The organism is Actinophytocola sp. KF-1, from assembly GCF_054661535.1.
In genome coordinates this window covers 126,348-150,562 of record NZ_BAAFVK010000016.1, presented here as the reverse complement: position 1 = coordinate 150,562, position 24,215 = coordinate 126,348, and the positions used below count along the sequence as shown (strand labels likewise).

Sequence of the window (24,215 nt, the reverse complement as noted above, 5' to 3'; positions counted from 1 at the left end):
TCCTGGCATGACAGGAGAGCAGCTGGAGATCACGCACGGCCCCGCGCGGGCGGTCGTCACGGCCGCGGGCGCGGGGCTGCGCGCGTTCGAGGTGGGCGGCGTGCCCTACGTCGAGACCTATGACGACGAACCACCGATGGGTGCGGGCGCGGTGCTGGTGCCGTGGCCCAACCGGGTGGCCGGCGCGACGTGGACCCGCGGCGGCGAGACACACCACCTCGAGGCGACGGAAGCCGCGCGCGGCAACGCGATCCACGGCCTGGTGCGGCGCGCGCCGTGGACCGTGGTCGAGCACACGACGGCGTCGGTGACGTTGCGGGTGGCGGTCGACGGGGCGCCGGGATGGCCGTTCCCCTTTCGCACCGGCATCTCCTACGAGCTGACCGACGACGGGCTCACCGTGACCCACCACGTCGAGAACCGCGGTGAGCGGGACATGCCGTTCGGCGTCGGCACGCACCCGTACCCGCGGCCGGGCGACATCGACGTCGACGACTGCGTGCTGACCCTGGCCGCGCGCACCGTGCTGCCCGTCGACATCGACACGATGATCCCCAACGGCGACCCGATCGACGTCACCGGCACGGACTACGACTTCAGCACGGGCAGGCCGCTGCGGGACGTGGAGCTGGACACCGCGTTCGGCGGCTGCAAGCCGGGTGACGACGGACTGGTGCACCACTCGGTGAAACACGACCGCGGCGGCGTCGAGGTGTGGGCCGAGCCCGCGTTCGGCTGGGTGCAGGTGTTCACGCCCGGCGAGTTCCCCGGCAAGGGCGCGCGTGCGGTGGCGATCGAGCCGATGACGTGCCCGCCGAACGCGCTCAACACCGGCGTCGACCTGCTGTGGCTGTCCGCTGACGAGTCGTGGACGGGGCGCTGGGGCATCAGGCCCCTGGGCGCGTAGGTTGAGATCCCGTGAGCATCGCGATTACTGGTGGATATGTCGTCCCGGTCGACGGTGAGCCCATCGAGGGCGGCACGGTGCTGGTGGACGAGGGTGTGATCGTCGCCGTAGGGGCGCAGGCCGACGTGGACGTGCCGGACGACGCGGAGATCGTCGACGCGTCCGGCACCTGGGTCCTGCCCGGCTTCGTCGAGGCGCACGGCCACGTCGGCGTCTACGAGGAGGGCGACGGCTGGGCCGGTGTCGACGTCAACGAGATGACCGACCCGAACGGCGCCCGGCTGCGTGCGCTCGACGGCATCAACCCGGCGGACGAGGGCTTCCGCGACGCGCTCGCGGGCGGGGTCACGACCGTCGTCGTGAAGCCGGGGTCCGGCAACCCCATCGGCGGGCAGACGGTGGCGGTCAAGTCGTGGGGCCGCACGGCCGACGACATGCTGGTCCGCCAGCCGGTCAGCGTGAAGAGCGCGCTGGGGGAGAACCCGAAGCGCGTCTACGGCGACAAGGACAAGCTGCCGTCGACCCGGCTCGGGGTCGCCGCGGTGATCCGCGACGCGTTCACGAAGGCCCAGGACTACCGGGAGGCCCGCGAGTGGGCGATCCGGGAGGGCAAGCCGTTCGAGCGGGACAACACGTCGGAGATCCTGGTCCGCGTGCTCGAGGGCGAGCTGCCGTGGTGCCAGCACAGCCACCGCGCCGACGACATCGCCACGGCCATCCGGCTGTCGGAGGAGTTCGGCTACAAGCTGATCGTCAACCACGGCACCGAGGGCCACCTGATCGCGGACCTGTTGGCGGAGAAGGGGATCCCGGTGATCATCGGCCCGCTGATCGTGGGCCGGTCGAAGGTGGAGGTGCGCAACCGGTCGCTGCGCAACCCGGGCATCCTCGCCCGGGCGGGCGTGGCGATCGCGCTGACCACCGACCACCCGGTGGTGCCGATCGACTTCCTCGTCCACCAGGCCACCTTCGCCGTGAAGGAGGGCCTCGACTCGGAGACGGCGCTGCGCTCGATCACGGTCAACCCGGCCCGGATCATGTCGCTCGACGACCGCGTGGGCGCGCTCAAGCCCGGCCTGGACGCGGACATCGTCCTGTGGTCCGGCGACCCCCTGGACGTGATGAGCCGCGCGGTCCGCGTCTTCGTCAACGGCCGCTCGGTCTACCACTTCGACGAGTCCGCCAACCGCGGCGTGACCGCCTCCCCGTACTACGAAGACCAACGCTGAACCTCGCGAGTCACGCTCTCAGGCATAGCGAGTTGCCGGTTTCGTGCACATGCCCCGGCCGGGGACATGCACGAAACCGGCAACTCGGTGTGCACGAGAGCGTGACTCGCGATGTTCGAGAGCGGGACTCGCGGGGTCAGGACTTGCGGAGTTCGCGGGCTATGACCATGCGCTGGATCTGGTTCGTGCCCTCGAAGATCTGGGGGACCTTCGCCTCGCGCATGTAGCGCTCCACGGGGAAGTCGCGGGTGTAGCCCGCGCCACCGAGGACCTGGACGGCGTCCGTCGTGACCTTCATCGCCGCGTCCGTGGCGACCAGCTTCGCGATCGACGCCTGGCGCTTGAACGGCAGGCCCCGGTCGCGGCGGCGGGCGGCCTCCAGGTACGTCGCCCTGGCCGACTCGACCGCGGCCGCCATGTCGGCCAGCAGGAACTCCAGGCCCTGGAACGCGATGATCGGCTTGCCGAACTGCGAGCGGCCCTGCGCGTACGTCACCGCCTCGTCCAGTGCCGCCTGCGCCAGTCCGACCGCGCACGCCGCGATGCCCAGCCTGCCCGAGTTCAGCGACGACAGCGCGATCCGCAGCCCCGCCCCCTCGGCGCCGAGCAGGCGCGACGCGGGCACCTCGGCGCCTTCGAAGATCATCTGCGTGGTCGGGGAGCCGGTCAGGCCCATCTTGCGCTCCGGCGGGGCCGCCGTCAGGCCCGCGGTGTCCGCCGGGACCAGCAGGCACGAGATGCCGCGGCCACCATCGGGGGACGTGCGGACCATCGTCGTGTAGAAGTCGGCCTGGCCACCGTGTGTTATCCACGCCTTCACGCCGTTGACCACATACTTGTCACCCGTGAGCACCGCGCGACACGACAGCGCCGCCGCGTCCGAGCCCGCCTGCGGCTCCGACAGCGCGTACGCACCCAGCAGCTCGCCGCCCAGCATGGCCGGGAGCCACTCCGCGCGCTGGGTGTCCGTGCCGTACTCGGCCAGCGCGAAGCACGACATCACGTGGACGGACAGGCCGACGCCGACCGACATCCACGCGGTCGCGATCTCCTCGAGGACCTGCAGGTACACCTCGTACGACAGGCCACCGCCGCCCCACTGCTCCGGGTACGGCAGACCGAGCAGCCCGCTGCGCCCGAGGAGCCGGAACTGTTCCCTCGGGAACCGCCCCTCCTCCTCGTACTCCGACGCCCGGGGTGCCAGTTCGTCCCTGGCGATCTCCCTGGTCAGCTTGATGAGGTCTTCCGCTTCCCGGGTGGGGAGCAGTCGCTCGGCCGGCATGCCGTCTCCTCCGCAGGTCCATGCGTTGAACGAGGCCGTAAAACAGTATGACGTCCTACTGTCGCGTAGGTGAGGAAAAAGTCATGATCGTTGTCGGTGGCGAGGCCCTCGTCGACCTCGTGCCCGCGCCCGGGACGGTGCCCGGCGAACTCGGCCCGCTCCTGCCGCTGCCCGGCGGCGGGCCGTACAACGTCGCGATCACGGCCGGGCGGCTCGGCGCGCCCGTCCGGTTCCTGTCGCGGCTGTCGACGGATTCCTTCGGGGACGCGCTACTCCGCCGCCTCGAACTGTCCGGTGTGGACACTCGGATGGTCCAACGAGGACCGGAGCCGACGACGCTGGCGGTCGCCGGCATCGCGGCCGACGGGTCGGCGCGCTACTCCTTCCACGTCGAGGGCACGGCCGACCGTGAGGTCGCTCACCCCGGCCCGCTGCCGCCCGAGGTCGAGATCGTGTCCTTGGGCACACTCTCGCTGCTCCTCGAGCCGGGCGCGAGCCGCTACGAACAGCTGCTGCGCGACCACAGCGGGCGCGGGGGGCTCACGGTCGTCGACCCGAACATCCGGCCCGCGATGGTGACGGACGCCACTGCCCACCGGGCGCGGTTCGCGTCGTGGCTACCGGACACCGGCCTGCTGAAACTGTCCATCGAGGACGCGGAGTGGCTGGCCGACGGCGACGCGGGCAAGGCCGTGGCCGAGTGGCTGGGCCGCGGTCCGGCCGCGGTGGTCCTGACCAGGGGCGCGGACGGGATCGCCGTGCACACGGCCGCCGGCGTCGAGGTCGAGGTGCCCACCGAGCCCGCGACCGTGGTCGACACCATCGGTGCGGGTGACACCGTGCACGGAGCGTTGTTGTCATGGCTGCACAACAACGGCATAACCACTCCGGAAACACTTCGAACGGTGGACTCGGAAGCGTGGCGTGACGCACTCACGTTCGCCGCGAGAGCCGCGTCGATCACGGTTTCCCGGGCCGGTGCGGAACCGCCTTACGCTGCTGAGCTGGCCGTTCAGCCGTAAAGTGCGGTGTCCCACACCGTTCGGCCTTACCCACCGGCGCTGGGCGCACTAGCGTTAAGAACACAAGACGATTTTGTTGAGAGGGACACGCATGCCTGACGGGCAGAAAGACAACGGCGCGGCGGAACCCGTCGCCCTGCGCTATCCGGGCGGCGAGTACGAGATGACAGTCGCGCGCGCCTCCGAGGGGTCGGACGGGATCAACGTCAGCAAACTGCTGTCGACGACCGGGCTCGTCACGCTCGACCCCGGGTTCGTCAACACCGCGTCGTGCTCGTCTGAGATCTGCTACATCGACGGCGACGCGGGCATCCTGCGGTACCGCGGTTACCCGATCGAGCAGCTGGCCGAGAAGTCGACCTTCATCGAGGTCAGCTACCTGCTCATCTACGGTGAGCTGCCGACGCAGGCCCAGCTGGACGAGTTCACCTCGAAGATCAGCCGCCACACGCTGCTGCACGAGGACCTGAAGCGCTTCTTCGACGGCTTCCCGCGCGACGCGCACCCGATGCCGGTGCTGTCGTCGGCGGTGTCGGCACTGTCCACGTTCTACCAGGACAGCCTGTGGCCGTTCGACCAGAACCACGTGGAGATCTCCACCATCAGGCTCCTGGCGAAGCTGCCCACGATCGCGGCCTACGCGTACAAGAAGAGCGTCGGCCAGCCGTTCCTGTACCCGGACAACTCGCTGGGGCTGGTGGAGAACTTCCTGCGCATGACGTTCGGCTTCCCGGCCGAGCCGTACGAGGTCGACCCCGACCTGGCCCGTGCGCTGGACCTGCTGTTCATCCTGCACGCCGACCACGAGCAGAACTGCTCGACCTCGACCGTCCGGTTGGTCGGCTCGTCGGAGGCGAACCTGTTCGCGAGCATCTCGGCGGGCATCAACGCCCTGTTCGGCCCGCTCCACGGCGGCGCGAACAGCGCGGTGCTGGAGATGCTGGAGCGCATCCGCGACGACGGCGGTGACGTCGGTGACTTCGTCAAGCGGGTGAAGAACAAGGAGCAGGGCGTCAAGCTGATGGGCTTCGGCCACCGGGTCTACAAGAACTACGACCCGCGCGCCGCGATCATCAAGAAGACCGCCGACGACATCCTGACCCGCCTCGGCGGCGACGACAGCCTCCTCGACCTCGCGAAGCAGCTGGAGGAGCACGCGCTCGCGGACGAGTACTTCGTCGAGCGCAAGCTGTACCCGAACGTAGACTTCTACACCGGTCTCATCTACCGCGCGATGGGCTTCCCGACGAAGTTCTTCACGGTGCTCTTCGCGCTGGGCCGCCTGCCGGGCTGGATCGCCCACTGGCGCGAGATGATGAACGACCCGGCCACGAAGATCGGCCGCCCACGCCAGGTCTACACCGGACACACGGAACGCGACTACGTCCCGATGTCGGGCCGCTAGACACAGCGCACAAACACATTGAAGGGCCCCTTCGGAACGAACCCGTTCCGAAGGGGCCCTTCAATGCATCAGACGCACCAGCCCGCCAAGCCGAGCGCAGCTCACCACCAAGAGACTGCTGCCTGCCATCCCGTCGACCTGGCGAAGCCCGATCACGCCGTGTCAAGGGAGCCCGAAGCACGACGCGCCCACATGCCCAAAGCTGCCGGGCCCCCTTGACGCGGTGTGATAGCCCTCCGGGAGGTCGACGGGATGGCAGGCAGACAACGGACACCAGTCCTTGCCAAACCAACCCCGTGCCCAACCCGCTGCCATCCCGGAGACCAGCCCGTCCGGCGAGGACCCCCCGGAGGGAACCCCGCGCAAGGCACACCACCAAACCCGGGAACACGAACCGCCACAACGGCGCTGACCTGCGAAAACGCCCCACCCAGTACGTACGGGCAGCCCCCACCACTCCCGGGGGCACCCCGCTGTCCAGTCTACCGGTACCCACCGACAACACCCGGGCCACAAGGCCCACCTGTGGATAACCGGACCACCTGTGGACAACCCCGTCAGGGCAGCAAAGCCTTCCGGTACAACCGGGCCGACAAGCGCACCAGAACGGCGATCACCACAACGGTGAGCACGACCGACAACAGAACCTGCCAAAAAGGCACCGCCCCGAGCGCCAACCGCCCCGGCATGATCAGCGGCGACAACGGCGGCACCAACGACAACACCACCGTCAGCACCCCGGACGGATCACGCGACAACAACGCGAACCCGAACACGAAAGCCACCAGCAAAACAACAGTCACCGGCGTCAAAGCGGCCTGCACGTCCTCCTGCCGGGAAACCCGCACCCCGACCACCGCGAATACCGTGGCGTACAACAAAAACCCGAGCACGTACCAAACGAGCCCCCACGCGAACGCCGCCACGGCGATTCCGGCGGAATCCAGCACCTCCGACGCGACGGCCACCACGAGTCCGACGACGCCGACGACGACCAGCTGCACCAACCCGACGAGCCCCAGCCCGGCGACCTTGCCGCCCAGCTGCTGGGCAGGCCGCACCACCGGCAGCAGGAACTCCGCCACCCCGCCGAACTTCTCCGCCACGACCCCCTGCGCCACCAGCGACCCGTACAGCAGGAACCCCAGGTACAGCAACGCGACCACCACCAACGCGACCGCGTGCCGTTCGCCCCGGTGCGGCTCGGGCGCCGACAGCACCCGCACGGTCACGTGCGCCTCGGCGACCGTCTCCAGCAGCTTGTCGACGTCCAGGTCGGTCGGGTCCTCCAGGGCCGCCAGCTGCCCACGCAGCACCTGCTGGCGCACCAGCCCGTTGAGCACCCCGCGCAACTCGTCGTCCAGGCCCGTGGACACGAGCACGGTCAACGCCGCCGGGGCGCCGCTGACCAGCGCGTCGAGCCCGCCGTCCGCCACCCGCGCGCGGCCGTCGGCGAGGTCGGTCACCTCCACGGTGCGCACGTCACGTCCCGCCAGCCGCGCTTCCTCCACGAGCTGCGACGACACGGCGATCGCCTGGCCGTTCAGCCCGATGGTCTCGCGGTGCCGGTCGTCGAACACGGTGCTCTGCGTCAGCACGAAGCCGGCCAGCACCAGCGCCGACAGCACGGTGGCGAGCACGAACGACCTGGTGCGCAGCCGTGCGGCGAGTTCCCGGCGTGCCACCAGCGACACGGTCCTGGCTGCGCTCATCCGGCGGTCACCACGTCGAACAGCTCCGCCAGCCGGGGCCGGATCCGGGTGAAGCCGTGCACTGGGCCGGTCGCGAGCGCCGCGGCGAGCACCGCCTGGTCGTCGGTGCCGGGGGCGAGCGCGAGCCGGAACAGTCCGTTGTGGACCGCGAGCACGGTGACGCCGGGCAGGGCGGCGGCCCAGTCGGCGCGCGCCGACGGCACGTCCACCAGCAGCTCCTGCCGCGCCGACGCCAGGAGCTCGCCGACCGCGCCCTCCGCCACCACGCGTCCATTGTGGAGCACGAGGGCGCGGTCGCACAGCCGCGCCGCCACCTCGGGGTCGTCGCAGGCCACCAGCACGGTCGCGCCGCCCGCCGCCCGCTCCCTGAGCACCGAGGTGAGCAGGTCCGCGGTGGCCTGGTCGAGGCCCGCGTACGGGTCGTCGAGCACCAGCAGGTCCGGGTGGGGGGTGAGCACGGCCGCGAACCGCAGCCGGGCGCGTTCGACCGGGTCGAGCTGCCGGACGCGGTCGCCTCTGCGGTCCCGCAGCCCGAAGCGGGCCGCCCACAGCTCGGCGTCCCGCAGCGCCTCGTAGATGTCCGCACCGTGCAGCCGGGCCACGTAGACGAGCTGGTCGAGCACCCGCATCCGCGGGTACAGGCCACCCGCGGCGGGCAGGTAGCCGACGCGGTCGCCGCTCCTGCGGACCTCGCCGGCGTCCGGCCGGAGCAGGCCCGCGGCGAGCCGCAGCACGGTGGTCGCCCCGGCCCCGGCCAGACCCACGACCTCGCCGTGCCGAACGGTGAACGTGACGTCCTGGCAGGTCACCCGCTCGCCGGAGCGCCTGGTGACCCGGTCCAGCTCCAGCACGCCGTGCCCTCCCTCGACTGGTGTCCGATACCAGTATCCAGGCCCGGCGACCACGGAAGATTACGGGCCGTCCCCGGGGGATTACCTTTGAAAATTGTTCGCGGAACTACGTCCTTCGCACGCGTCGAAACGCGTAGGTTCTGGCGTGGATGCAGATGATCCACGAAGGACCATTGGAGTAACGACGCATGGACCCGGACAAGTGGTTCGCGCAGTACGACGAGAAGTTGAAGGCGGCTGCGGCCAGCGCGGAGAAGGCGGAGCAGGCGCTTCGCAAGGTTGGCGGGTCCGCCACCTCGCAGGACGGCGAGGTGACGGTCAGGGTGACCGCCAGCGGTGCGCTCTCCGATCTGGTGCTGCGTCCTGGTGCGCGTGACTTCGAGCCGGAGCACCTCGCGAGGGTCATCCTCGAGACCAGCAGGGCGGCGCAGCGGGACGTCGGCCAGCAGGTCGTGGACGTGATGACCAAGTTCGTCGGCGAGGGCGCGGCGTTGGAGGCGGTGAAGGAGTACCTGCCAGAGGGCTACACGGGCGACGGCAAGGACCAGCCGATGGACCTGACCGCGCACCGTGACACGAGGTCGGACGACGAGTACTTCGAGAACCCGCCAGAAGTGATCAAGTAGAGGCAAGTCCACAGAGCGATCGGCGGATCCCATGGGTGATTTCAACGTTCATGTAGGCGAGGTGCGAACACACGCGGAGACGGTCGGCTCGATCGCCGCCGGCGTGCGTTCGGTCGCCGGTGCGGCGCAGGACAACGTGTCGGGTGGCGCGTTCGGCGAGATCGCGGAGTTCTTCGCGTCGGCCATCACGAGCGCGGCGGGCGAGGTGCGGCAGGCCATGAACGGCGCGAGCCAGACGGTCGACCAGGTGCAGTCCGGCCTCGTGCAGGTCGCGAACGACTACCAGGCGACCGAGGAACACCACGTGCACGTGTTCACCGTGCAAGAGGCCGGGGAGGAAGTAGCCAGGTGACCGAGACCCTTACCCAGCCGCGCACGGCCGGCGGGACCACCAACCAGGCGCAGAACCTGTTCTCGCACATCAAGTCGACCGCCGACGCCATGGAGAAGGGCGACGTCCTCGGCTCCGCGATGGGCGTGACCAACGTGGCGATGGACGTGCTCAACATCGCGGGCGACCCGCTCGGCGCGATCAGCTCGGCCGGTCTCGGCTGGGTGCTCGGCGCGGTGTCGTTCCTGCGGGAGCCGTTCGACATCCTCAAGGGCAACGCGGGCGCGGTCACCGGCTCGGCGCAGTCGTGGGGCGCCGCGTCGTCGAACCTGATGCAGGTGGCGGGCCAGTACCGGAACGCGTCGACCACGCAGACGCGGTCGTGGACGGGCGGCGCGGGCGACAGCTACCGCACCGCGAGCGGCAACCAGGCGAGCGGCCTCGAGGCGCTCGCGCAGGCCAGCAAGGCCGTGTCGGGGGCCATCACGCAGGCGGGGCAGGCGGTCGCGCAGGCCCGCAAGGTCGTGATGGACCTGATCAGCGAGGCCGTGCAGAAGATCATCCAGATCTGCATCGAGGCGCTGTCGAAGTCGTGGCTGTCGTTCGGCGCGTCGATCGCGCTGGGCATCGCGCAGTCGACGCAGAAGGCCGTGCAGACCGGCGCCAAGCTGGTCCAGCAGATCCAGAAGGTCGTCCAGACGCTGCAGAAGATCATCCAGGTCGTGCAGCAGATCATGCAGGTCGTCCAGCAGGTCAAGCAGCTGGTCGAGATGATCGGCGGCAAGGCCAGCGGTCAGCAGCAGGTCACGCCGAGCACGCAGCAGGTCCAGTACAACCCGAACGGGCAGTACTACCAGCCGAACGACGTCGGCCAGCTGCAGCTCGCGCAGGCGCAGACGCTGCCGCAGAACGTGCCGATCCCGCAGGTGCGCCCGGCGGTGGAGACGGACCACCAGCACGACGGTCCCCGGTCGCAGAACGGGTGGCCGGTCAACCCGCCGCTCGTCACGCGCACCGTCCCGGGCACGGACGTGCGGCTGCGGGTCGCCCAGGGCCCCGCTGGTGACGTGCTCATCCACGTCGCCAGCCAGGTCAGCTCGCGGGTCGAGGACATCTCGATGAACTCCGACCGCGGCGAGCGGGACGACTGGGGCTACGCGCACCGCAACGTGCGCGGCAGCGAGGCCGTCTCCAACCACGCGAGCGGCACCGCGATCGACCTCAACGCGACGCGGCACCCGCTGGCCGTGCGGGACACGTTCACCCCGGAGCAGACCGCGGAGATCCGCCGCATCCTGGCCGAGGTCGACAACGTGGTGCGCTGGGGCGGCGACTACCGCGGCCGCGCCGACGAGATGCACTTCGAGATCGTCGGCAGCCAGGAGGAGGTCGCCGCGGTGGCGGCCCGCCTCCGCGCAGCCCAGCAACCCCAGCAGTAACCCGGCGAGTCACGCGCCAGAACACCGCGAGTCGCGCTCTCACGCACACCGAGTTGTACGTTTCGTGCAGGCCCGCCCGGCCGGGCACCTGCACGAAACGTACAACTCATACTGCGCGAGAGCGCGACTCGCGTGCGTTGGTGACCAGCTGGGTGACGTGGGACTGGACGGCGGTCAGGTTGGCCGCCACCAGGCCGATGCGGGTGCGGCGGTGCAGCACGTCGTCGGCGTCCAGTGCGCCTTCCACGCGGACCGCCCACTCCACCTCCCCCGCCGTGATCGGCAGGTTCGGCGCCAGCGGTGCCGGGTCGAGGGCGGCCACCTGCTCGGCTTCCGTGCCGTACTTGGCGACCAGCCGCGCCGGTGCGTCCACTGTGGACAGCGTGGTGCGCGGGGCCGCGCCGACCAGCGGCAGCCGCCTGGTGCGTGACCTCGGGGCCGTCAGGTTCCCCTTCGCCACCGCCGCGTCCACGGCGTCCTCCGCCATGCGGCGGTACGTCGTGAGCTTGCCGCCGACGATCGTCAGCACGCCCTCCGGTGACGTCAGCACGGCGTGCTTGCGCGACAGGTCTGCGCTGCGGCCCGGCGCGTCGAGCAGCGGCCGCAGCCCCGCGTAGCTGCCGAGCACGTCGGCCTTCGCCAGCGGACGCGCCAGCACCGACGACGCCACGTCGAGCAGGAAGTCCACATCGGACTCCGGGGCCATGGGCTCGTCCGGGATGTCGCCCTCGAACGGCTCGTCGGTCAGGCCCAGGTACACCAGGCCGTCCTGCTGGGGCAGCAGCAGCACGAACCGCGACCGCGAGCCCGGGATCGGCACGGTCAGCGCCGCGCCGCCCAGCCCGGCCGCCTCGGCCGACACCACCAGGTGCGTGCCCAGCGACGGCCGCAACCGCACCGACGGCACCAGCTTGCCCGCCCACACGCCGGTCGCGTTGATCACCGTCCGCGCCCGCACCTCGATGAGCCGCTCGCCGTCCCGCACCTCCGCCGACGTGCCGGTCAGCGCGGTCACCGGCGCCCGCGTGACGATCTTCGCGCCCAGCCCGGCCGCGGTCCTGGCCAGCGCGACCACCAGCCGCGCGTCGTCGGTCAGCTGCCCGTCGAACGACAGCAGCCCGCCACGCAGGTCCGCCGGGCGCAGGCCCGGCGCCAGAGCGAGCGCCTCCGGCGCCGACACCCGCCGCGGTGGCGGCAGCAGCGCCGACGGGGTGCGTGCCGCCCGCCGCAGCGCGTCGCCCGCCCGCAGCCCGGCCGCCATGAAGGCGGCGCTGCCGCGGGAAACGGTGCCGTGCAAGGGGATCAGCTGCGGCAGCGGGCGCGACAGGTGCGGGGCCGTGGACGTCATGAGGATGCCGCGCTCGACCGCGCTCTCGTGCGCGAGCGCCACGTCGCCCTTCGCGAGGTAGCGCAGCCCGCCGTGCACCAGCTTGCTGGACCACCGCGACGTGCCGAACGCGAGGTCGCGCGCCTCCAGCAGTGCCACCGACAACCCGCGCGCCGCCGCGTCGAGCGCGATGCCCGCGCCGGTCACGCCGCCGCCGACCACCAGCACGTCGACCACCTCGCCCGCCGCCAGCTCGGCCAGCTCCTCGGTGCGCCGGGCGGCGTTCAGGGCGGTGTTCACGGGCGTGGCGCTCACGGGCGCAGCGCCACGTCGAGCAGCCTGGCCAGCTCGCTCAGCAGGTCCTCGAGGTCGAGGTCGGACGTCGACGGGCGGACGGTGAACACGTACGGCTGCAGCAGCAGGAAGATCGTGCGGGCCTGGATCGCGGGGTCGGCCTCGCGGATCGAGCCGTCGGCCTGCCCGGCGGCGAGCTGCGCGCGCAGGTAGTCCTCCGTCATGCGCTGGCTCGTGCCGATGCGCTCCATGATGTACGGCAGCAGCAGCTCGGCGTCGCGCTCGATCACCGCGTGCATCAGCGGGTTCGCGGCGAGCGCGCGGATGGTGTGCACGGACGCGACCACGAGGCGGTCGCGTGCCGTCGGCTCGGCGGCCGCCGCCTCGTTCGCCTCGGCCAGGATCTTGCCGAACTCGCGGGTGATCAGCGCCGACAGCATCCCGCGCACGTCGGGGAAACGGCGGTAGAGCGTCATCCTGCTCACGCCGGCGGTCCGCGCGACATCGCTCAGCGTGGTCCGGCGTACGCCGACGGCGAGCACACACTCCATGGCCGCGTCGAGCAGCAGATCGTCAGCGACACGGTTGGGTGACGGAGTGTGACGGATAGACGTCATGTGTCACACTATACTCCGTGACCAACAACAGTGACCACCTCGTTCGCGGCGGGTGGACGCCGGCCGGCGGGCAGGACGCCATCCTGCCCCCTCACGCCACCCGGTGGCTAGCGGCGCGCACCGGCCTCGACGCCCGTCCGACGCCCGCCGCGCCGGACTCCGCCCTCACCGTCGCCGAGTCCGCACTGCCGGAGCAGGCGCACAAGGCGCTCAGCGCGGTGGTCGGGGACCGGCACGTGCTCACCGGGCGGGCCGACCGGCTCGGCCGCGCGGGCGGACTGTCCTATCTGGACCTGTTGCGGCACAGGGGATCCGGGCCGCTCGCCGTGCCGGACGCGGTCGTGGTGCCCGCGGACCCGGCCGAGGTACAACAGGTCGTCGAGGTGTGCGCGGCGCACGGGATCGGGCTCGTGCCGTTCGGCGGCGGCACGTCGGTGGTCGGCGGGGTCGCCGCGCTGCGCGGCGACAAGCCCGCGGTCGTCGTGCTCGACCTGGTGCGGCTGGACAAGCTCGTGTCCGTGGACCCGGTGTCGCGGCTCGCCGTGTTCCAGGCCGGGGTCGTGGCGCCGGCGGCTGAGCGGCTGCTCGCCGAGCACGGGCTGACGCTGGGCCACGTGCCGCAGTCGTTCGAACGCGCAACGATCGGCGGGTTCGCCGCCACCCGGTCGTCCGGGCAGGCGTCGTCCGGCTACGGGCGGTTCGAGGACATGGTCGAGGGCGTGCGGGTCGCGACACCGCGCGGCGAGTGGCGGCTCGGCGTGGCGCCCGCGTCGGCGGCCGGGCCCGACCTGCGCCAGCTCGTCGTCGGCAGCGAAGGCGCGTTCGGCGTGATCACCGAGGTGACCGTGCGGGTGCGCGAGCTGCCGACGGTGCGCCGCTACGAGGGTTTCGTCGTGGACGGCTGGGAAGCCGGCGCCGCCGCCGTGCGCGGGCTCGCGCAGGCACGCGTGCTCGCCGACGTCACCCGGCTCTCCGATCCACAGGAGACGGAGGTCGCGCTGACGCTCTCCGGCGGCTGGAAGACCGCGCTGGTGCGGAAGTACCTGCGGGCACGGGGAATCCTCGAACCCTGCCTGCTGATCCTGGGCTGGGAGGCCACGTCCACAGAGGACCTCGCGCACCGCCGCCGCGCGACGCTGCGGGTGCTGCGCCGCGACCGCGTGGTGTCGCTCGGCACGCCGGCGGGGGAGTCGTGGCGGCACGGCCGGTTCGCCGGCCCCCGGCAGCGGGACGCCTTGATGGACAAGGGGGTCTGCGTCGAGACGCTGGAGACCGCCACCTACTGGTCGAAGCTGAGCGCGTTGCGCAACGAGGTCCGCTCGGCGCTCGCCGGGTCGCTGTCCGCGCCGGGCCGCACGCCGATCGTGGCGTGCCACATCTCGCACGCGTACGAGACCGGCGCCTCGCTGTACTTCACGACGATCGTGCCGCGCGACACCGACGACCCGGAAGGTCAGTGGCAGCGCGCGAAAGCGGCCGCGTGCGAGGCCATTTCGGACGGTTCACTCGGGACGATCTCGCACCACCACGCGGTCGGCGTCGACCACGCGCCGTACCTGGGCAGGGAAGTGGGCGAGCTGGGGCTCGACGTGCTCGCCGCCGTCAAGCGCACGCTCGACCCCGACGGCGTGCTCAACCCAGGGAAGCTGGTGCGGTAGGCCTGCGCACGACCCCCGACCACACGATCGCGAGCGCGCCGGCGAAGAACATCGGCCACGAGTAGGCGAGCCGGGTGGCGATCGCGCTCTCGCAGGTGTTCACGTACGTCGCGAGCACCTCGTCGCCCGGTTCGTCCAGCTGTGCGCCCAGCGGTCCGGTCTCGACGCCGCCGATCGTGTTGCCGCAGGTGACCTGGCCCGGGTTCGCCGGGTCCGCGTTCGCCACCCGCACGGGCAGCAACGCGAGCAGCAGGCCGAGCAGCAGCGCGGCGACCGCGAGCACCGCCGCGAACATGCGCGGTGTGATCATGATTTTCGCGAGCGGATCGGCCGGTTCCTGCGGCACGGGCTCCGCCACGGTGGTGGGCACCGGTTGCCGCACCGTCTGCTGGGTCGCGAGGTCGGGCTCGGTGTTCATGGCGCAAGCCTGCCCGTTCGACGTGCGCGTGACCAGGGAAACGGGTGAAAAAGGCGATCTACTTCGGGTAGTAGGCGCTGGTGTCGAGCCTGCCGTGGTCGCACACCGGGCCGAACGCGAAGTCCACCTCGAACGACGCCTCCTCGTCCGGCGGGATCACCTTGATGCTGGCCGCCGCGGGCTGGCACTCGCCGTCGGCGGGCTCGTCGGCCGCCGCGACCACGCTCCAGTGCAGGGTTTTCGCGGCCGACGCACCCGGTCGCAGCCGGACGAGCGTCGGCACGGGGTTGAGGTTGCGCTCCGCGTTGGTCGGCAGGGAGTTCTTCTCGGCGTCCAGCAGGTCGAGGCGGCCGTAACCCCAGAGCGTGCACACCTGCTGACTCTTGTTGCGCACCACCAGGGTCGCGCGCCTGCTGCCCGCTTCCGCGTCCCTGGTCTCGACGGTGCCCGTCAACATGGCCGCCGTACAGCGGTTTTCCTGCGCGGGCGGCGACGACACGCCGCCGGTCAACCGCGGTGGCGGCGCCGGTGACGACGTGGTCGGCGCCGGGGATTCGGTCGTGGTGCTGGTCAACCTCGTCGCCGAGTCACCCGCCGCGATCGGCCGGGCACCGCACCCGCTCACCAGCACGGTCGCGAGCACCGCGATCGCGCAGAGTCGGTCATGCCGGGCCACGCCCTCACCTCCGAGACGGATCCGCGGTCGCCCACGGGGCCGTCAGCATACGTAATCCTGCGAAACTTCCCGCCCACACGTATGTCCAGCAGAGTTCCCCACCCGGTAACGCAACGCGCACGCGGCGGTACTCCGCACCTTCGTATTCATCCAAAATAGACAGTGCAGCGGCGGGTCTTGCCAGGTCGACCACCCAGCCGGACACGCCGGGCCCGTCGCCCAGTCGTAGCGCGGGGTAGCCGAGCCCGGTGTCGAACAACGTGCCGGGCAGCGCCGCCGCGCGGGGTTCGCCCGCCGCGTGCGGCTCGAGCCGCCACCAGTCGGACGCGCCCGGCTGGAGCGTGCCGTAGACGAACACGCGGCCGGGGAAGTCCGCCGGTTCCGGCGCGCCCGTTGTCTCCCGCACGGCGAGCCCGTCCGTGTCCGCGGGTTCGCCGGTGAGCGCGGCGGCGCCGGACTGCGGCACGTCGAGACAGCGCACGGGTTTCCCGTCCACCAGCAGCGGCAGCCTGCGGGACGCGGCGGCGACGTACGCGAGCGGGCCGTCGACCACCGTCCCGTCCCGCAGCCGGACCTCGCCGGTGTCGACCCGGGCGAGCCGGTACCGCTCACCACGGCCCTCGCACCGGTCGAGCACGGCGACCTGCTCCCGCGTCGTCAGCCAGACCGCGTGGTCCTCGACGTTGCCGGGCATCGCGGTCAGCGTGGCGGGCCGCTGGTCGTCGACCACCCGCAGGCCGCCGGCCCACACCGCGGCGAGGTCCGTGCAGCGCGCGGCGAGCAGGACGGCCGGGCCCGGGAGCCCGAGCGCGTCCCGCAGCCAGGTGATCTTGGACGGGCAGGCGTTGGAGCCGTAGCAGAGCACGGGCACCCGCTCGGCGAGCGGGCGCCCGTCCCGGTCGGCGAGCCATTCGTCGAGGTCGGCGTCGTCGACCCGCCAGCACGACGGCGCCACCGGGTCGGGGGTCAGCTCCCACCCGGTGGCGTCGTCGTGCACGAAGGAGAAGGGCGGGCGGCGACCCGGGTAGGGCACCGCCGGGTACTCCTCGTCGGCGAAGCTCACGCCCCTACCGTGTCAGAGACGCGGCAGCTTCTTCCACGGCGGAGCGATGATGTAAGCGACGCCACCCGGGCCGCCGGAGATGCCGCCTGACGCGTTGTAGCGCTTCGTGCGCAGCCAGATGTTGGCGAACTGGTCGCGCTTGTAGACGTTGCGGACCGCGTCGTTGCTGCTCGAGGCCGGGTCGTTGGCGATGACGTCGCCGTTCTCCGTGAACCCGACGACCACCATGATGTGACCCGCCGTGCCGTAGCCTGCGCCGTCCAGCTCGCTCGCGAGGAACGACTGCGACGTGATCACCGGGATGCCCGCCTTGATGAACTTCTCGATGTCGGTCAGCGAGGACAGGCGCGTGATGTGCCCGTTCAGCCCGAACGACGCGGCGTAGGCGGTGTTGAACGGCCAGTTGCCGGTGCCGTCGTAGTCGTGGTCGTAGGTGAAGCGGGCGGCGTGCGGGACCGTCGGGTCCGCGATCTCCGGGTCGACCCACTCCAGGTCCCCGGCGCTGGGCTGCTTGCCCCAGTACTCGACCACCATCTCCGTCGAGGTCGGACTGCACCAGGCCTCGCCGCCACCGCCGTACTCCGGGTACTCGCCCGCGTGGACGTTCTGCGAGTAGCGCGGCACCGGCAGCTCGATGCCCCACGCACCCGCGGACGGGCCCGCGGGGACGGTGAAGCGGTCGGGGATGTTCGAGGTCATGGCACCGACCATGGACAGCTTCGGCGTCGCCCGGGTGCCGCGCTCGCGGTAGAGCGTCACGCGGAGCTGGTAGCTCGCGATCGGCTGCTCGGCGACGAACGTGTCGACGTCGATGTACCCGACGGCGTCCTCCTGGTCGGGGATCGTCGTGCGGACGATGTCGGTGTCGCCGAGCGCCCAGCGGCCCATCGTGTACCAGCCGCTCGTGGTGCCGTTGCCGGTCGTGCCCCGCATCTCGACGGTCAGCCAGGTGTTCTTGGGCGTGTTCGCGTTCCACGAGGCCACGAGCTGCGTGGCGTCGAAGCCCTGCCGGTACGCCGGGGAGGTCCAGCGGCCGTACTCGTAGGTGCGGGTGGTGCCGAGGTCGGGCTCGGTGTGCTCGACCGTGCCGACCGGGCGGGCGATGACCAGGCCGCCCGGGGTGGGGAGGAGGCCTTCGGAGCGGCCCTTGAGGAAGTCGGAGGTGGATCGCCACTGGTGGAAGTCGACGGGCGCGTCGTCCGCGGCTGGCTCGGCCATCGCCGGAACAGAGGACAACGACATGACCAGAGCGACTCCAAGCCCGGCGGCAAGACGTAACGGGTGTGCGCGCATGCGAACGATTTTCCAGTGCGCGCTAGATCATGTAAACAGATCCCGGTTGCATGGTGGTGATGGGGGTTGTCCACAGGTGGGGTGGTTGTCCACAGCCAAGATCGACTTCCGTCCCCCTGTCGGTGGACCCCGGTAGACTGGACAGCGGGGTGCCCCCGGGAGTGGCGGGGGCTGCCCGTATGTACTGGGGGGACGTGTTTTCGCAGGTCAGCGCTGTTGTGGCGGTTCGTGTTCCCGGGTTTTGTGGTGTGCCTTGCCTGGGTTTTCCCTCCGGGGGGTCCTCGCCGGACGGGCTGGTCTCCGGGATGGCGGCGGGTCGGGCACGGGTTTGGGTTGGCAAGGACTGGTGTCCGTGGCGGCCTGCCATCCCGTCGACCTCCCACGGGCTATCACACCGCGTCAAGGGGGCCCGGCGGCTTTGGGCATGGGGTTGGGTCGTGCTTCGGGCCCCCTTGACACGGTGTGATCGGGCTTCGCCAGGTCGACGGGATGGCAGGCAGCAGCCCCTTGGTGAGCTGCGCTCGGCTTGGGCGGGCGAAGCCCGCTTCGCGGGCCGGGCGCTTCGCGCCCGGCTTCCGGCAGTGTCATGAAAGGCGGGGGCACCGGCTCTCGGCGGCGGTCAGGCCTGGTCTTCTTCTTCCAGTTCCTTCAGGAAGTCGGACCAGAACTGTTCTACGCAGCGTTCGTAGCGGATGCCCAGCTCGATGGTCTTGACCTGCCACCGGTCCGCGTAGTCGACGATTTCCGCGCGCTGCTCCTCGTACGCGTCGGCTCGTGCGCGGTGGGACTCGTGGCGGTCGCGGGCCAGTTGGAGCAGGTCCTTGCGGGTGCCGAAGTTCAGGAAGAACAGCTTCAGCAGCCCCAGGTCCCGCACCTCGGTCTGGTCGGTCGTCGGGGAGGACAGCCATTCGCGCAGGGCTTCTCGGCCCGCGGGCAGGATCGAGTAGGTGCGGCGTCGCCTGCCGCCCTCCTCGACCTCCTCCGCCACGTAGCCGTCCGCCACCAGGCGTGCCGGTTCGTCGTACAACTGGGAGTGGGCGAACGCCCAGAAGTTGCCGATGGTGTTCGCGACCCACTGTTTCAGGTCGTAGCTCGTCGCCGGCGAGTAGCTCAGCATGCCGAGCACGACGTACGACGTCGCGGTCAACTTCCGGGTGCGAGGTTCCGGCACGGGGCCGACGATACCTACCGCCGACGGTCGATGCCGACCATTTGGCCTACCCCGTATGGGGCATCACAGCACCGCTTGGCTCTGTGTGACTCTGGCTACCAGCCGTTCCTCGTCATCCACAACGTCGGATTCGACTACGATGATCCGCCGCCCGACGTGGAGCGGACGGGCTATCGCGGTCGCGTGACCCGATCGCACCGCGCGCAGGAAGTTGGTCTTCGACTCGATCGTCGTCGTGCCCGCCGCGCCCTCCGGCAGGTTCAGGAACGCGCACAGGGCGCCGACGTTGTCCGCCAGCGCCATGAGCACCCCGCCGTTGAGGGCCCCGCCGGAGGTGCACAGCTCGGGGGCGTACGCCACCCTGCCCCGCACCTCCGCCTTGTCCGCGGTGAGCACCTCGATGCCGAGGTGCGCCGCGAACGGAACCGCTTTGCCCAGGTCGACCGCGGTCATGACAGGTGCGTGATGTCCAGCGAGCCGTCCGACGCCGCCGCGCGCAGCCGCTTCTTGTCGAACTTGCCGACGCTGGTCTTCGGCACCTCGTCGATGAACGTCCAGTTCTCCGGCAGCTGCCACTTCGCGACCTTGTCGCCGAGGAAGTCCTTCAGCTCCTCCGGCGTCGCCGACTGGCCCTCCCGCAGCACCACCGCCACCAGCGGGCGCTCGGACCACTTCTCGTCCGGCACGCCGATGACCGCCGCCTCCGCCACCGCCGGGTGCGCCATCACCGCGTTCTCCAGGTCCACCGACGAGATCCACTCGCCGCCGGACTTGATGATGTCCTTCGAACGGTCCGTGAGCCGCAGGAAGCCGTCCGGGGTGATCGCGCCGACGTCGCCCGTGCGCAGCCAGCCGTCCGGCGAGAACTTCTCCGAACCCTCCTGACCAGGCTCGACCCGGTAGTACGACGCCGCGACCCACGGGCCCGCGACCTCCAGCTCGCCGACCGCCTCGTTGTCCCACGGCAGCTCGTTGCCGTCGTCGTCCATCAGCCGCGCGCGCACCGACGCCGGGAACCGGCCCTGCAGGATCCGGTACTCCCACGCGTCCTCCGGCGACAGGCCGGCCGGCGGCCGCGACACGGAACCGAGCGGCGAGGTCTCCGTCATGCCCCACGCGTGGATGATCGTCACGCCGAGCTTGTCGAACGCCGCCATCAGCGACGGCGGGCACGCCGAGCCACCCACCACGGCCCGCTCCAGCGGCGCCAGGTCCTGCGGTTTCTGGTCCAGGAGCGCGAGCAGGCCCTGCCAGATCGTCGGCACGGCGCCCGCCATCGTCGGCTTCTCCGCGGCGATCATCGCGGCCAGCGGCTCCGGCTGCAGGAACCGGTCGGGCATGATCAGCGACGCACCCACCATGAGCGCCGCGTACGGCAGGCCCCACGACATCGCGTGGAACTGCGGGACGATCACCAGAGCCCGGTCTGCCTGCGACAACGCCATGGAGTCGGTCATGCAGACCTGCATGGAGTGCAGCCAGATCGACCGGTGCGTGTAGACGACGCCCTTCGGGTCACCGGTCGTGCCGGACGTGTAGCACATCGCGGCCGCGGCGTTCTCGTCCACGACCGGCCACTCGAACTCGTCCGGCTGGTCCGCGAGCAACTCCGCGTACGAGTGCACGGTCACGCCCTCGGGCGCCTGCAGTGCCGCCGCGTCGCCGTTGACCACCACGACGTGCCTGACCGTCTCGAAGGTCGGCAGCACCTTCGCGAGCAGCGGCACCAGCGTGCCGTCGACCAGCACGACGTGGTCCTCGGCGTGGTTCGCGACGTAGGTCAGCTGCTCGGGGAACAGGCGGATGTTGAGCGTGTGCAGCACCGCACCCATCGCGGGCACCGCCAGGTAGGCGACGAGGTGCTCGGTGTTGTTCCACATGAACGTGCCGACGCGCTGGTCGGACGTGACGCCGAGGCCGCGCAGCGCGTGCGCGAGCCGCGCCGCCTCCCTGCCGACCTCCGCGTACGTCGACCTGCGGGCTTCGGTCCCGGTCCAGGTCACGACCTCGGCGCTCGCGTGGACGCGGCTGCCGTGGCGAAGAAGGTTCGCAATGGACAGCTGCCCGTCCTGCATGGTGCCCAACATCGCTGTTCAGCTCCTGTGTACTGGTGGGTACGTCACGGCGAACAGTAGTGCCGGAACGGCCCCTGTGAATACGGGTAACGCAGTGTGTCGGACCCCCAGAAGGTGGGTTACCTGCGGTTTCAGCGAGAAGTCTTCGCGTGTCGCGCGTATGTTGCGAGACGTAGATGTGTTTACTGGCAGCGGCGCCGCGGGGGAGCGGTCCAGGAACCACCTGGTCGTCGGCCTGCGCGGGACCCGCCAGCAGTCGGATTAGGAAGGAACACCACGGTGGCTCTGCCCACGTTGACTCCAGAGCAGCGCGCTGAGGCGCTGGCCAAGGCGGCGGAGGCGCGCAAGGCGCGCTCCGAGCTCTTGGCGTCGATCAAGTCCGGCGAGCGGACCATCGCGTCGGTGCTCGGCAAGGCCAAGGAAGACAAGACGATCGGCAAGACCAAGGTCGCAGCCCTGCTCAAGGCCGTCCCGGGCCTCGGCGCCGTCAAGGTCGCCGCGCTGCTCGAGCAGACCGGTATCGACCCGGACCGCCGCGCCGCCGGCCTCGGCGAGCGCCAGCGCTCAGCGCTCATCGAAGCGCTCAACTGACACAGGGTTTCCTCAGTGCCCGCGGGTTTGGCGCCCGCGGGCACTGAACGTGTTCAAAATCCTACCCGAGAGGGAGTTTGGGGACGGTTCGCGCGGGCATGATGGAGGGGTGATCGAGGACTACCGCCCCGGCTCGTTCCTCCTGACGTCCCCGCAGCGGGCCCTGCTGGCGACCGGCGAACGGCAGGTCGTCACCGAGACCGACCCGGACGAGCTGGCCAAGCGGGTCACGAAGCTCCTCGTCGACTCGGACGTGCCGGTCGCGGTCGGCGCGCTCCCCTTCGACACCGAGGCCGCCCCGCACGTGGTCCTGCCGGACGCGGCCCGCTGGTCCGGCCCGCTCGCCGCCCGGCCACGACGGCCCGTCGGCGCCGCCGCCTCGGTCGAGCCGGTGCCCTCGCGGGCGGGCTACGCGAAGGCGGTGGCCGCGGCCGTCGAGTCGCTCCAGGCCGGTGAGCTGCGGAAAGTGGTGCTGGCGCGAGCGTTGCGGCTGACCATGGCGGCCCCCGTCGACCTGCGCACGCTGCTCGGCAACCTCGTCTCCGACAACGCCGCCGGCTTCACCTACGCCGTCGACCTGCCGTGTGCGTCCGGGCGGCGGACGCTCGTGGGCGCGACACCCGAGATGCTGCTGTCCCGCACGGGCACGACCGTCGTCGCGAACCCGCTGGCCGGGTCGATCGCGCGCGAGAAGGACCCCGAGGCCGACCGCGCGGCCGGTGCGTCGCTGCTCGCGTCGGCCAAGGACCGCGACGAGCACCGCGTGGTCGTGGAGGCCGTGGCGGCCGGGCTGCGCCCGTTCTGCCGCACCCTCGACGTGCCCGCGGAGCCGTCGCTGATCAAGACGAACGCGGTGTGGCACCTGTCCACCCGCATCGAGGGCGAGCTGCGCGATCCCGGCATCACGTCGTTGCGGCTGGCCAGCGCCCTGCACCCGACCCCGGCCGTCTGCGGGACGCCGGCCGGCGCGGCCCGCTCGACGATCACCGCGCTGGAACCGTTCGACCGCGGCTTCTACGCGGGCGCCATCGGCTGGTGCGACGCCGACGGCGACGGTGAGTGGGTGGTCGGCATCCGCTGCGGCGAGCTGACCGAGCCGGTGTCCGGGCCACCGGTCATGACGCTGTACTCGGGGGCGGGGATCATGCCCGCGTCCGTGCCGGAGCTGGAGGTCAGGGAGACCTCGGCGAAGTTCCAGACGCTGCTGCGCGCGATGGGCCTGCACCTCGAGGGTTAGCCGAGGCCGCGGAGCAGCTCGGTCGCGTCCCGCTCGGTGACCTTGGGTTCCTCGGCGCCGAAGACGGCCACACACGCGCGGTAGCCCACGCCGGCATCGAGGTCCGCCATGCGCACGGCGGCAGGATCGACCTCGGACGCGTTGGACGCGACGACGCGGGGCACGTCGTCGTGCGCGCTGAGCGTCAACTTGCTCATCGCGACGGACATCCCCTTGCCGGTGGCCTTGACGACAGCTTCCTTGCGGGACCAGTAGGTGAAGAAGGCGCCCTTCTTGTCGGCGGGCGGCACCTTCTCGAACGCGGTCAGCTCGGCGGGGGAGAAGGCGATCCCGGCGAGTCCGTCGACGTCGGCGTCCCGCACCTCCTCGACGTCCACACCGACCGGGGTGGCCTCGGTGAGCGCCAGCGCGACCCAGTCACCGGAGTGCGAGATCGACACCTCGAGCCCCGCGACCTTCGGCTTGCCGTGCGGTTTGCCGCAGTCGAAACAGGAAGCGTCGATGAGGACGTCCTTCGGCGAGACCCCCAGCTCAGCGGCGGCGACCCCGCGGATGAGCGCGCGGCCGGTGAGGAACCGCTGCTTGTCGACGTCCCGGCGGTAGCCCTCGAAGCGCGTCTGCTCGACGTCGTCGAGGAGGTTGAGGAGACCGGGGGTCACCGCGGCCGGGCGCGCCCACCACACGTCGCATCGCATACCCCGATCATGCCGCAACCCTGCTGGACATTGACTCGCGTCCGGTCAGCCCGCCGCATGGGGATCGCACGTGGGGAACAGAGCACTCCCTGATTGGTGGTTGTGGCGGGATCGGTTTGCGGGTGGGTCGTCTGCGTGGGGTCGGAGCCGGGGATGGCGGGCCCCGGGGAGGGCCGCGCGGGGGATGCCGCCATCCGGGTCATCGGGTCGCGGGTGCGGTTGCCTGATCGGGGGTTGTGGCCGGGATTGTTTGCTGGTGGGTCACCCGCGTTGGGTCGTGGTCCGGGAGGGGTTGG

At 71.0% G+C, this 24,215-nt stretch carries 23 protein-coding genes; 10 read left to right on the top strand and 13 right to left on the bottom strand.

All coding sequences use genetic code 11. The annotated features are described in order from the left end of the window. The first annotated feature begins 7 nt into the window (after positions 1-7). Both ACYQ77_RS38425 and ACYQ77_RS38420 read left to right on the top strand, forming a co-directional pair. Positions 8-907 (top strand): aldose 1-epimerase family protein, encoded by a 900-nt coding sequence (locus ACYQ77_RS38425; protein WP_459720988.1) that lies wholly within the window; start codon positions 8-10, stop codon positions 905-907. A gap of 11 nt (positions 908-918) precedes the next feature. Continuing rightward, the gene (locus tag ACYQ77_RS38420) at positions 919-2,136 is read left to right on the top strand and encodes an amidohydrolase (protein ID WP_459720985.1); all 1,218 of its coding nucleotides are present in this window, start codon (positions 919-921) and stop codon (positions 2,134-2,136) included. Between the two features lie 136 nt (positions 2,137-2,272). On the opposite strand, the gene ACYQ77_RS38415 is transcribed toward ACYQ77_RS38420, so the two are convergent. Continuing rightward, positions 2,273-3,418 (bottom strand): acyl-CoA dehydrogenase family protein, encoded by a 1,146-nt coding sequence (locus ACYQ77_RS38415; protein ID WP_459720984.1) that lies wholly within the window; start codon positions 3,416-3,418, stop codon positions 2,273-2,275. Positions 3,419-3,501: 83 nt separating this feature from the next. On the opposite strand from ACYQ77_RS38415, the gene ACYQ77_RS38410 reads away from it, so the two are divergent. Both ACYQ77_RS38410 and ACYQ77_RS38405 read left to right on the top strand, forming a co-directional pair. Next, positions 3,502-4,440 (top strand): carbohydrate kinase family protein, encoded by a 939-nt coding sequence (locus ACYQ77_RS38410; protein WP_459720981.1) that lies wholly within the window; start codon positions 3,502-3,504, stop codon positions 4,438-4,440. A gap of 91 nt (positions 4,441-4,531) precedes the next feature. Beyond that, positions 4,532-5,845, top strand: a complete 1,314-nt coding sequence (locus ACYQ77_RS38405; protein ID WP_459720979.1) for a citrate synthase — start codon at positions 4,532-4,534, stop codon at positions 5,843-5,845. A gap of 557 nt (positions 5,846-6,402) precedes the next feature. On the opposite strand, the gene ACYQ77_RS38400 is transcribed toward ACYQ77_RS38405, so the two are convergent. Together ACYQ77_RS38400 and ACYQ77_RS38395 are read right to left on the bottom strand one after the other, a co-directional pair. Continuing rightward, positions 6,403-7,557 (bottom strand): ABC transporter permease, encoded by a 1,155-nt coding sequence (locus tag ACYQ77_RS38400; protein WP_459720977.1) that lies wholly within the window; start codon positions 7,555-7,557, stop codon positions 6,403-6,405. Continuing rightward, a complete protein-coding gene (locus ACYQ77_RS38395) occupies positions 7,554-8,408 on the bottom strand; it encodes an ABC transporter ATP-binding protein (protein ID WP_459720975.1) in 855 nt (284 codons plus the stop codon). The genes ACYQ77_RS38400 and ACYQ77_RS38395 overlap by 4 nt, the downstream gene beginning before the upstream one ends. A 188-nt stretch (positions 8,409-8,596) precedes the next feature. On the opposite strand from ACYQ77_RS38395, the gene ACYQ77_RS38390 reads away from it, so the two are divergent. Genes ACYQ77_RS38390 through ACYQ77_RS38380 form a run of 3 tightly spaced genes read left to right on the top strand, consistent with a single transcriptional unit; the run spans position 8,597 to position 10,804 of the window. Beyond that, the gene (locus ACYQ77_RS38390) at positions 8,597-9,034 is read left to right on the top strand and encodes a YbaB/EbfC family nucleoid-associated protein (RefSeq protein ID WP_459720973.1); all 438 of its coding nucleotides are present in this window, start codon (positions 8,597-8,599) and stop codon (positions 9,032-9,034) included. Positions 9,035-9,065: 31 nt separating this feature from the next. After that, positions 9,066-9,386 carry a type VII secretion target gene (locus ACYQ77_RS38385; RefSeq protein ID WP_459720971.1) on the top strand — a complete coding sequence of 107 codons (321 nt, stop codon included), beginning with the start codon at positions 9,066-9,068 and terminating at the stop codon, positions 9,384-9,386. Continuing rightward, positions 9,383-10,804 carry a M15 family metallopeptidase gene (locus ACYQ77_RS38380; protein ID WP_459720969.1) on the top strand — a complete coding sequence of 474 codons (1,422 nt, stop codon included), beginning with the start codon at positions 9,383-9,385 and terminating at the stop codon, positions 10,802-10,804. The genes ACYQ77_RS38385 and ACYQ77_RS38380 overlap by 4 nt, the downstream gene beginning before the upstream one ends. Positions 10,805-10,910: 106 nt before the next feature. On the opposite strand, the gene ACYQ77_RS38375 is transcribed toward ACYQ77_RS38380, so the two are convergent. After that, entirely contained in the window at positions 10,911-12,446 is a 1,536-nt protein-coding gene (locus ACYQ77_RS38375; RefSeq protein WP_459720966.1) for a glycerol-3-phosphate dehydrogenase/oxidase, read from the bottom strand. Then, positions 12,443-13,042: a TetR/AcrR family transcriptional regulator gene (locus ACYQ77_RS38370; RefSeq protein WP_459720963.1), complete on the bottom strand. Its 600-nt coding sequence runs from the start codon at positions 13,040-13,042 to the stop codon at positions 12,443-12,445. The genes ACYQ77_RS38375 and ACYQ77_RS38370 overlap by 4 nt, the downstream gene beginning before the upstream one ends. A 17-nt stretch (positions 13,043-13,059) precedes the next feature. Between ACYQ77_RS38370 and ACYQ77_RS38365 the strand changes: the two genes are divergently transcribed. Further along, on the top strand, positions 13,060-14,700 hold the full coding sequence (locus ACYQ77_RS38365) for an FAD-binding oxidoreductase (RefSeq protein ID WP_459720960.1): 1,641 nt from the start codon (positions 13,060-13,062) through the stop codon (positions 14,698-14,700). Here the strand turns inward: ACYQ77_RS38365 and ACYQ77_RS38360 are convergent. From ACYQ77_RS38360 to ACYQ77_RS38330, 7 genes are all read right to left on the bottom strand, one after another. Further along, positions 14,675-15,118, bottom strand: coding sequence for a hypothetical protein (locus tag ACYQ77_RS38360; protein WP_459720957.1), 444 nt, complete (start codon positions 15,116-15,118; stop codon positions 14,675-14,677). The two genes, ACYQ77_RS38365 and ACYQ77_RS38360, sit on opposite strands and share 26 nt — an antisense overlap. 58 nt (positions 15,119-15,176) lie before the next feature. Next, on the bottom strand, positions 15,177-15,794 hold the full coding sequence (locus ACYQ77_RS38355; protein ID WP_459720955.1) for a DUF4232 domain-containing protein: 618 nt from the start codon (positions 15,792-15,794) through the stop codon (positions 15,177-15,179). A gap of 4 nt (positions 15,795-15,798) precedes the next feature. Then, complete coding sequence (locus tag ACYQ77_RS38350; RefSeq protein WP_459720953.1) at positions 15,799-16,857, bottom strand: gamma-glutamylcyclotransferase family protein; 1,059 nt, start codon at positions 16,855-16,857, stop codon at positions 15,799-15,801. A gap of 12 nt (positions 16,858-16,869) precedes the next feature. Beyond that, positions 16,870-18,075: a C39 family peptidase gene (locus tag ACYQ77_RS38345; RefSeq protein WP_459720950.1), complete on the bottom strand. Its 1,206-nt coding sequence runs from the start codon at positions 18,073-18,075 to the stop codon at positions 16,870-16,872. 694 nt (positions 18,076-18,769) lie between these two features. Then, positions 18,770-19,321, bottom strand: coding sequence for a PadR family transcriptional regulator (locus ACYQ77_RS38340; protein WP_459720947.1), 552 nt, complete (start codon positions 19,319-19,321; stop codon positions 18,770-18,772). A gap of 63 nt (positions 19,322-19,384) precedes the next feature. After that, on the bottom strand, positions 19,385-19,774 hold the full coding sequence (locus tag ACYQ77_RS38335; RefSeq protein ID WP_459720945.1) for a PaaI family thioesterase: 390 nt from the start codon (positions 19,772-19,774) through the stop codon (positions 19,385-19,387). After that, complete coding sequence (locus ACYQ77_RS38330; protein ID WP_459720942.1) at positions 19,771-21,408, bottom strand: long-chain fatty acid--CoA ligase; 1,638 nt, start codon at positions 21,406-21,408, stop codon at positions 19,771-19,773. The genes ACYQ77_RS38335 and ACYQ77_RS38330 overlap by 4 nt, the downstream gene beginning before the upstream one ends. Positions 21,409-21,675: 267 nt before the next feature. Between ACYQ77_RS38330 and mihF the strand changes: the two genes are divergently transcribed. Then, on the top strand, positions 21,676-21,987 hold the full coding sequence (mihF, locus tag ACYQ77_RS38325) for an integration host factor, actinobacterial type (protein WP_396107899.1): 312 nt from the start codon (positions 21,676-21,678) through the stop codon (positions 21,985-21,987). Between the two features lie 109 nt (positions 21,988-22,096). Then, on the top strand, positions 22,097-23,224 hold the full coding sequence (locus ACYQ77_RS38320; RefSeq protein ID WP_459720939.1) for an isochorismate synthase: 1,128 nt from the start codon (positions 22,097-22,099) through the stop codon (positions 23,222-23,224). Here the strand turns inward: ACYQ77_RS38320 and ACYQ77_RS38315 are convergent. Further along, positions 23,221-23,919, bottom strand: coding sequence for a 4'-phosphopantetheinyl transferase family protein (locus ACYQ77_RS38315; protein WP_459720936.1), 699 nt, complete (start codon positions 23,917-23,919; stop codon positions 23,221-23,223). The two genes, ACYQ77_RS38320 and ACYQ77_RS38315, sit on opposite strands and share 4 nt — an antisense overlap. Positions 23,920-24,215: the final 296 nt, after the last annotated feature.

Coding starts and splice junctions, on each gene's coding strand:
- ACYQ77_RS38425 (WP_459720988.1), top strand. CDS start 8: ATGACAGGAGAGCAGCTGGAGATCACGCACGGCCCCGCGCGGGCGGTC.
- ACYQ77_RS38415 (WP_459720984.1), bottom strand. CDS start 3,418: ATGCCGGCCGAGCGACTGCTCCCCACCCGGGAAGCGGAAGACCTCATC.
- ACYQ77_RS38410 (WP_459720981.1), top strand. CDS start 3,502: ATGATCGTTGTCGGTGGCGAGGCCCTCGTCGACCTCGTGCCCGCGCCC.
- ACYQ77_RS38405 (WP_459720979.1), top strand. CDS start 4,532: ATGCCTGACGGGCAGAAAGACAACGGCGCGGCGGAACCCGTCGCCCTG.
- ACYQ77_RS38400 (WP_459720977.1), bottom strand. CDS start 7,557: ATGAGCGCAGCCAGGACCGTGTCGCTGGTGGCACGCCGGGAACTCGCC.
- ACYQ77_RS38390 (WP_459720973.1), top strand. CDS start 8,597: ATGGACCCGGACAAGTGGTTCGCGCAGTACGACGAGAAGTTGAAGGCG.
- ACYQ77_RS38385 (WP_459720971.1), top strand. CDS start 9,066: ATGGGTGATTTCAACGTTCATGTAGGCGAGGTGCGAACACACGCGGAG.
- ACYQ77_RS38370 (WP_459720963.1), bottom strand. CDS start 13,042: ATGACGTCTATCCGTCACACTCCGTCACCCAACCGTGTCGCTGACGAT.
- ACYQ77_RS38360 (WP_459720957.1), bottom strand. CDS start 15,118: ATGAACACCGAGCCCGACCTCGCGACCCAGCAGACGGTGCGGCAACCG.
- ACYQ77_RS38345 (WP_459720950.1), bottom strand. CDS start 18,075: ATGGCCGAGCCAGCCGCGGACGACGCGCCCGTCGACTTCCACCAGTGG.
- ACYQ77_RS38335 (WP_459720945.1), bottom strand. CDS start 19,774: ATGACCGCGGTCGACCTGGGCAAAGCGGTTCCGTTCGCGGCGCACCTC.
- ACYQ77_RS38330 (WP_459720942.1), bottom strand. CDS start 21,408: ATGTTGGGCACCATGCAGGACGGGCAGCTGTCCATTGCGAACCTTCTT.
- ACYQ77_RS38315 (WP_459720936.1), bottom strand. CDS start 23,919: ATGCGATGCGACGTGTGGTGGGCGCGCCCGGCCGCGGTGACCCCCGGT.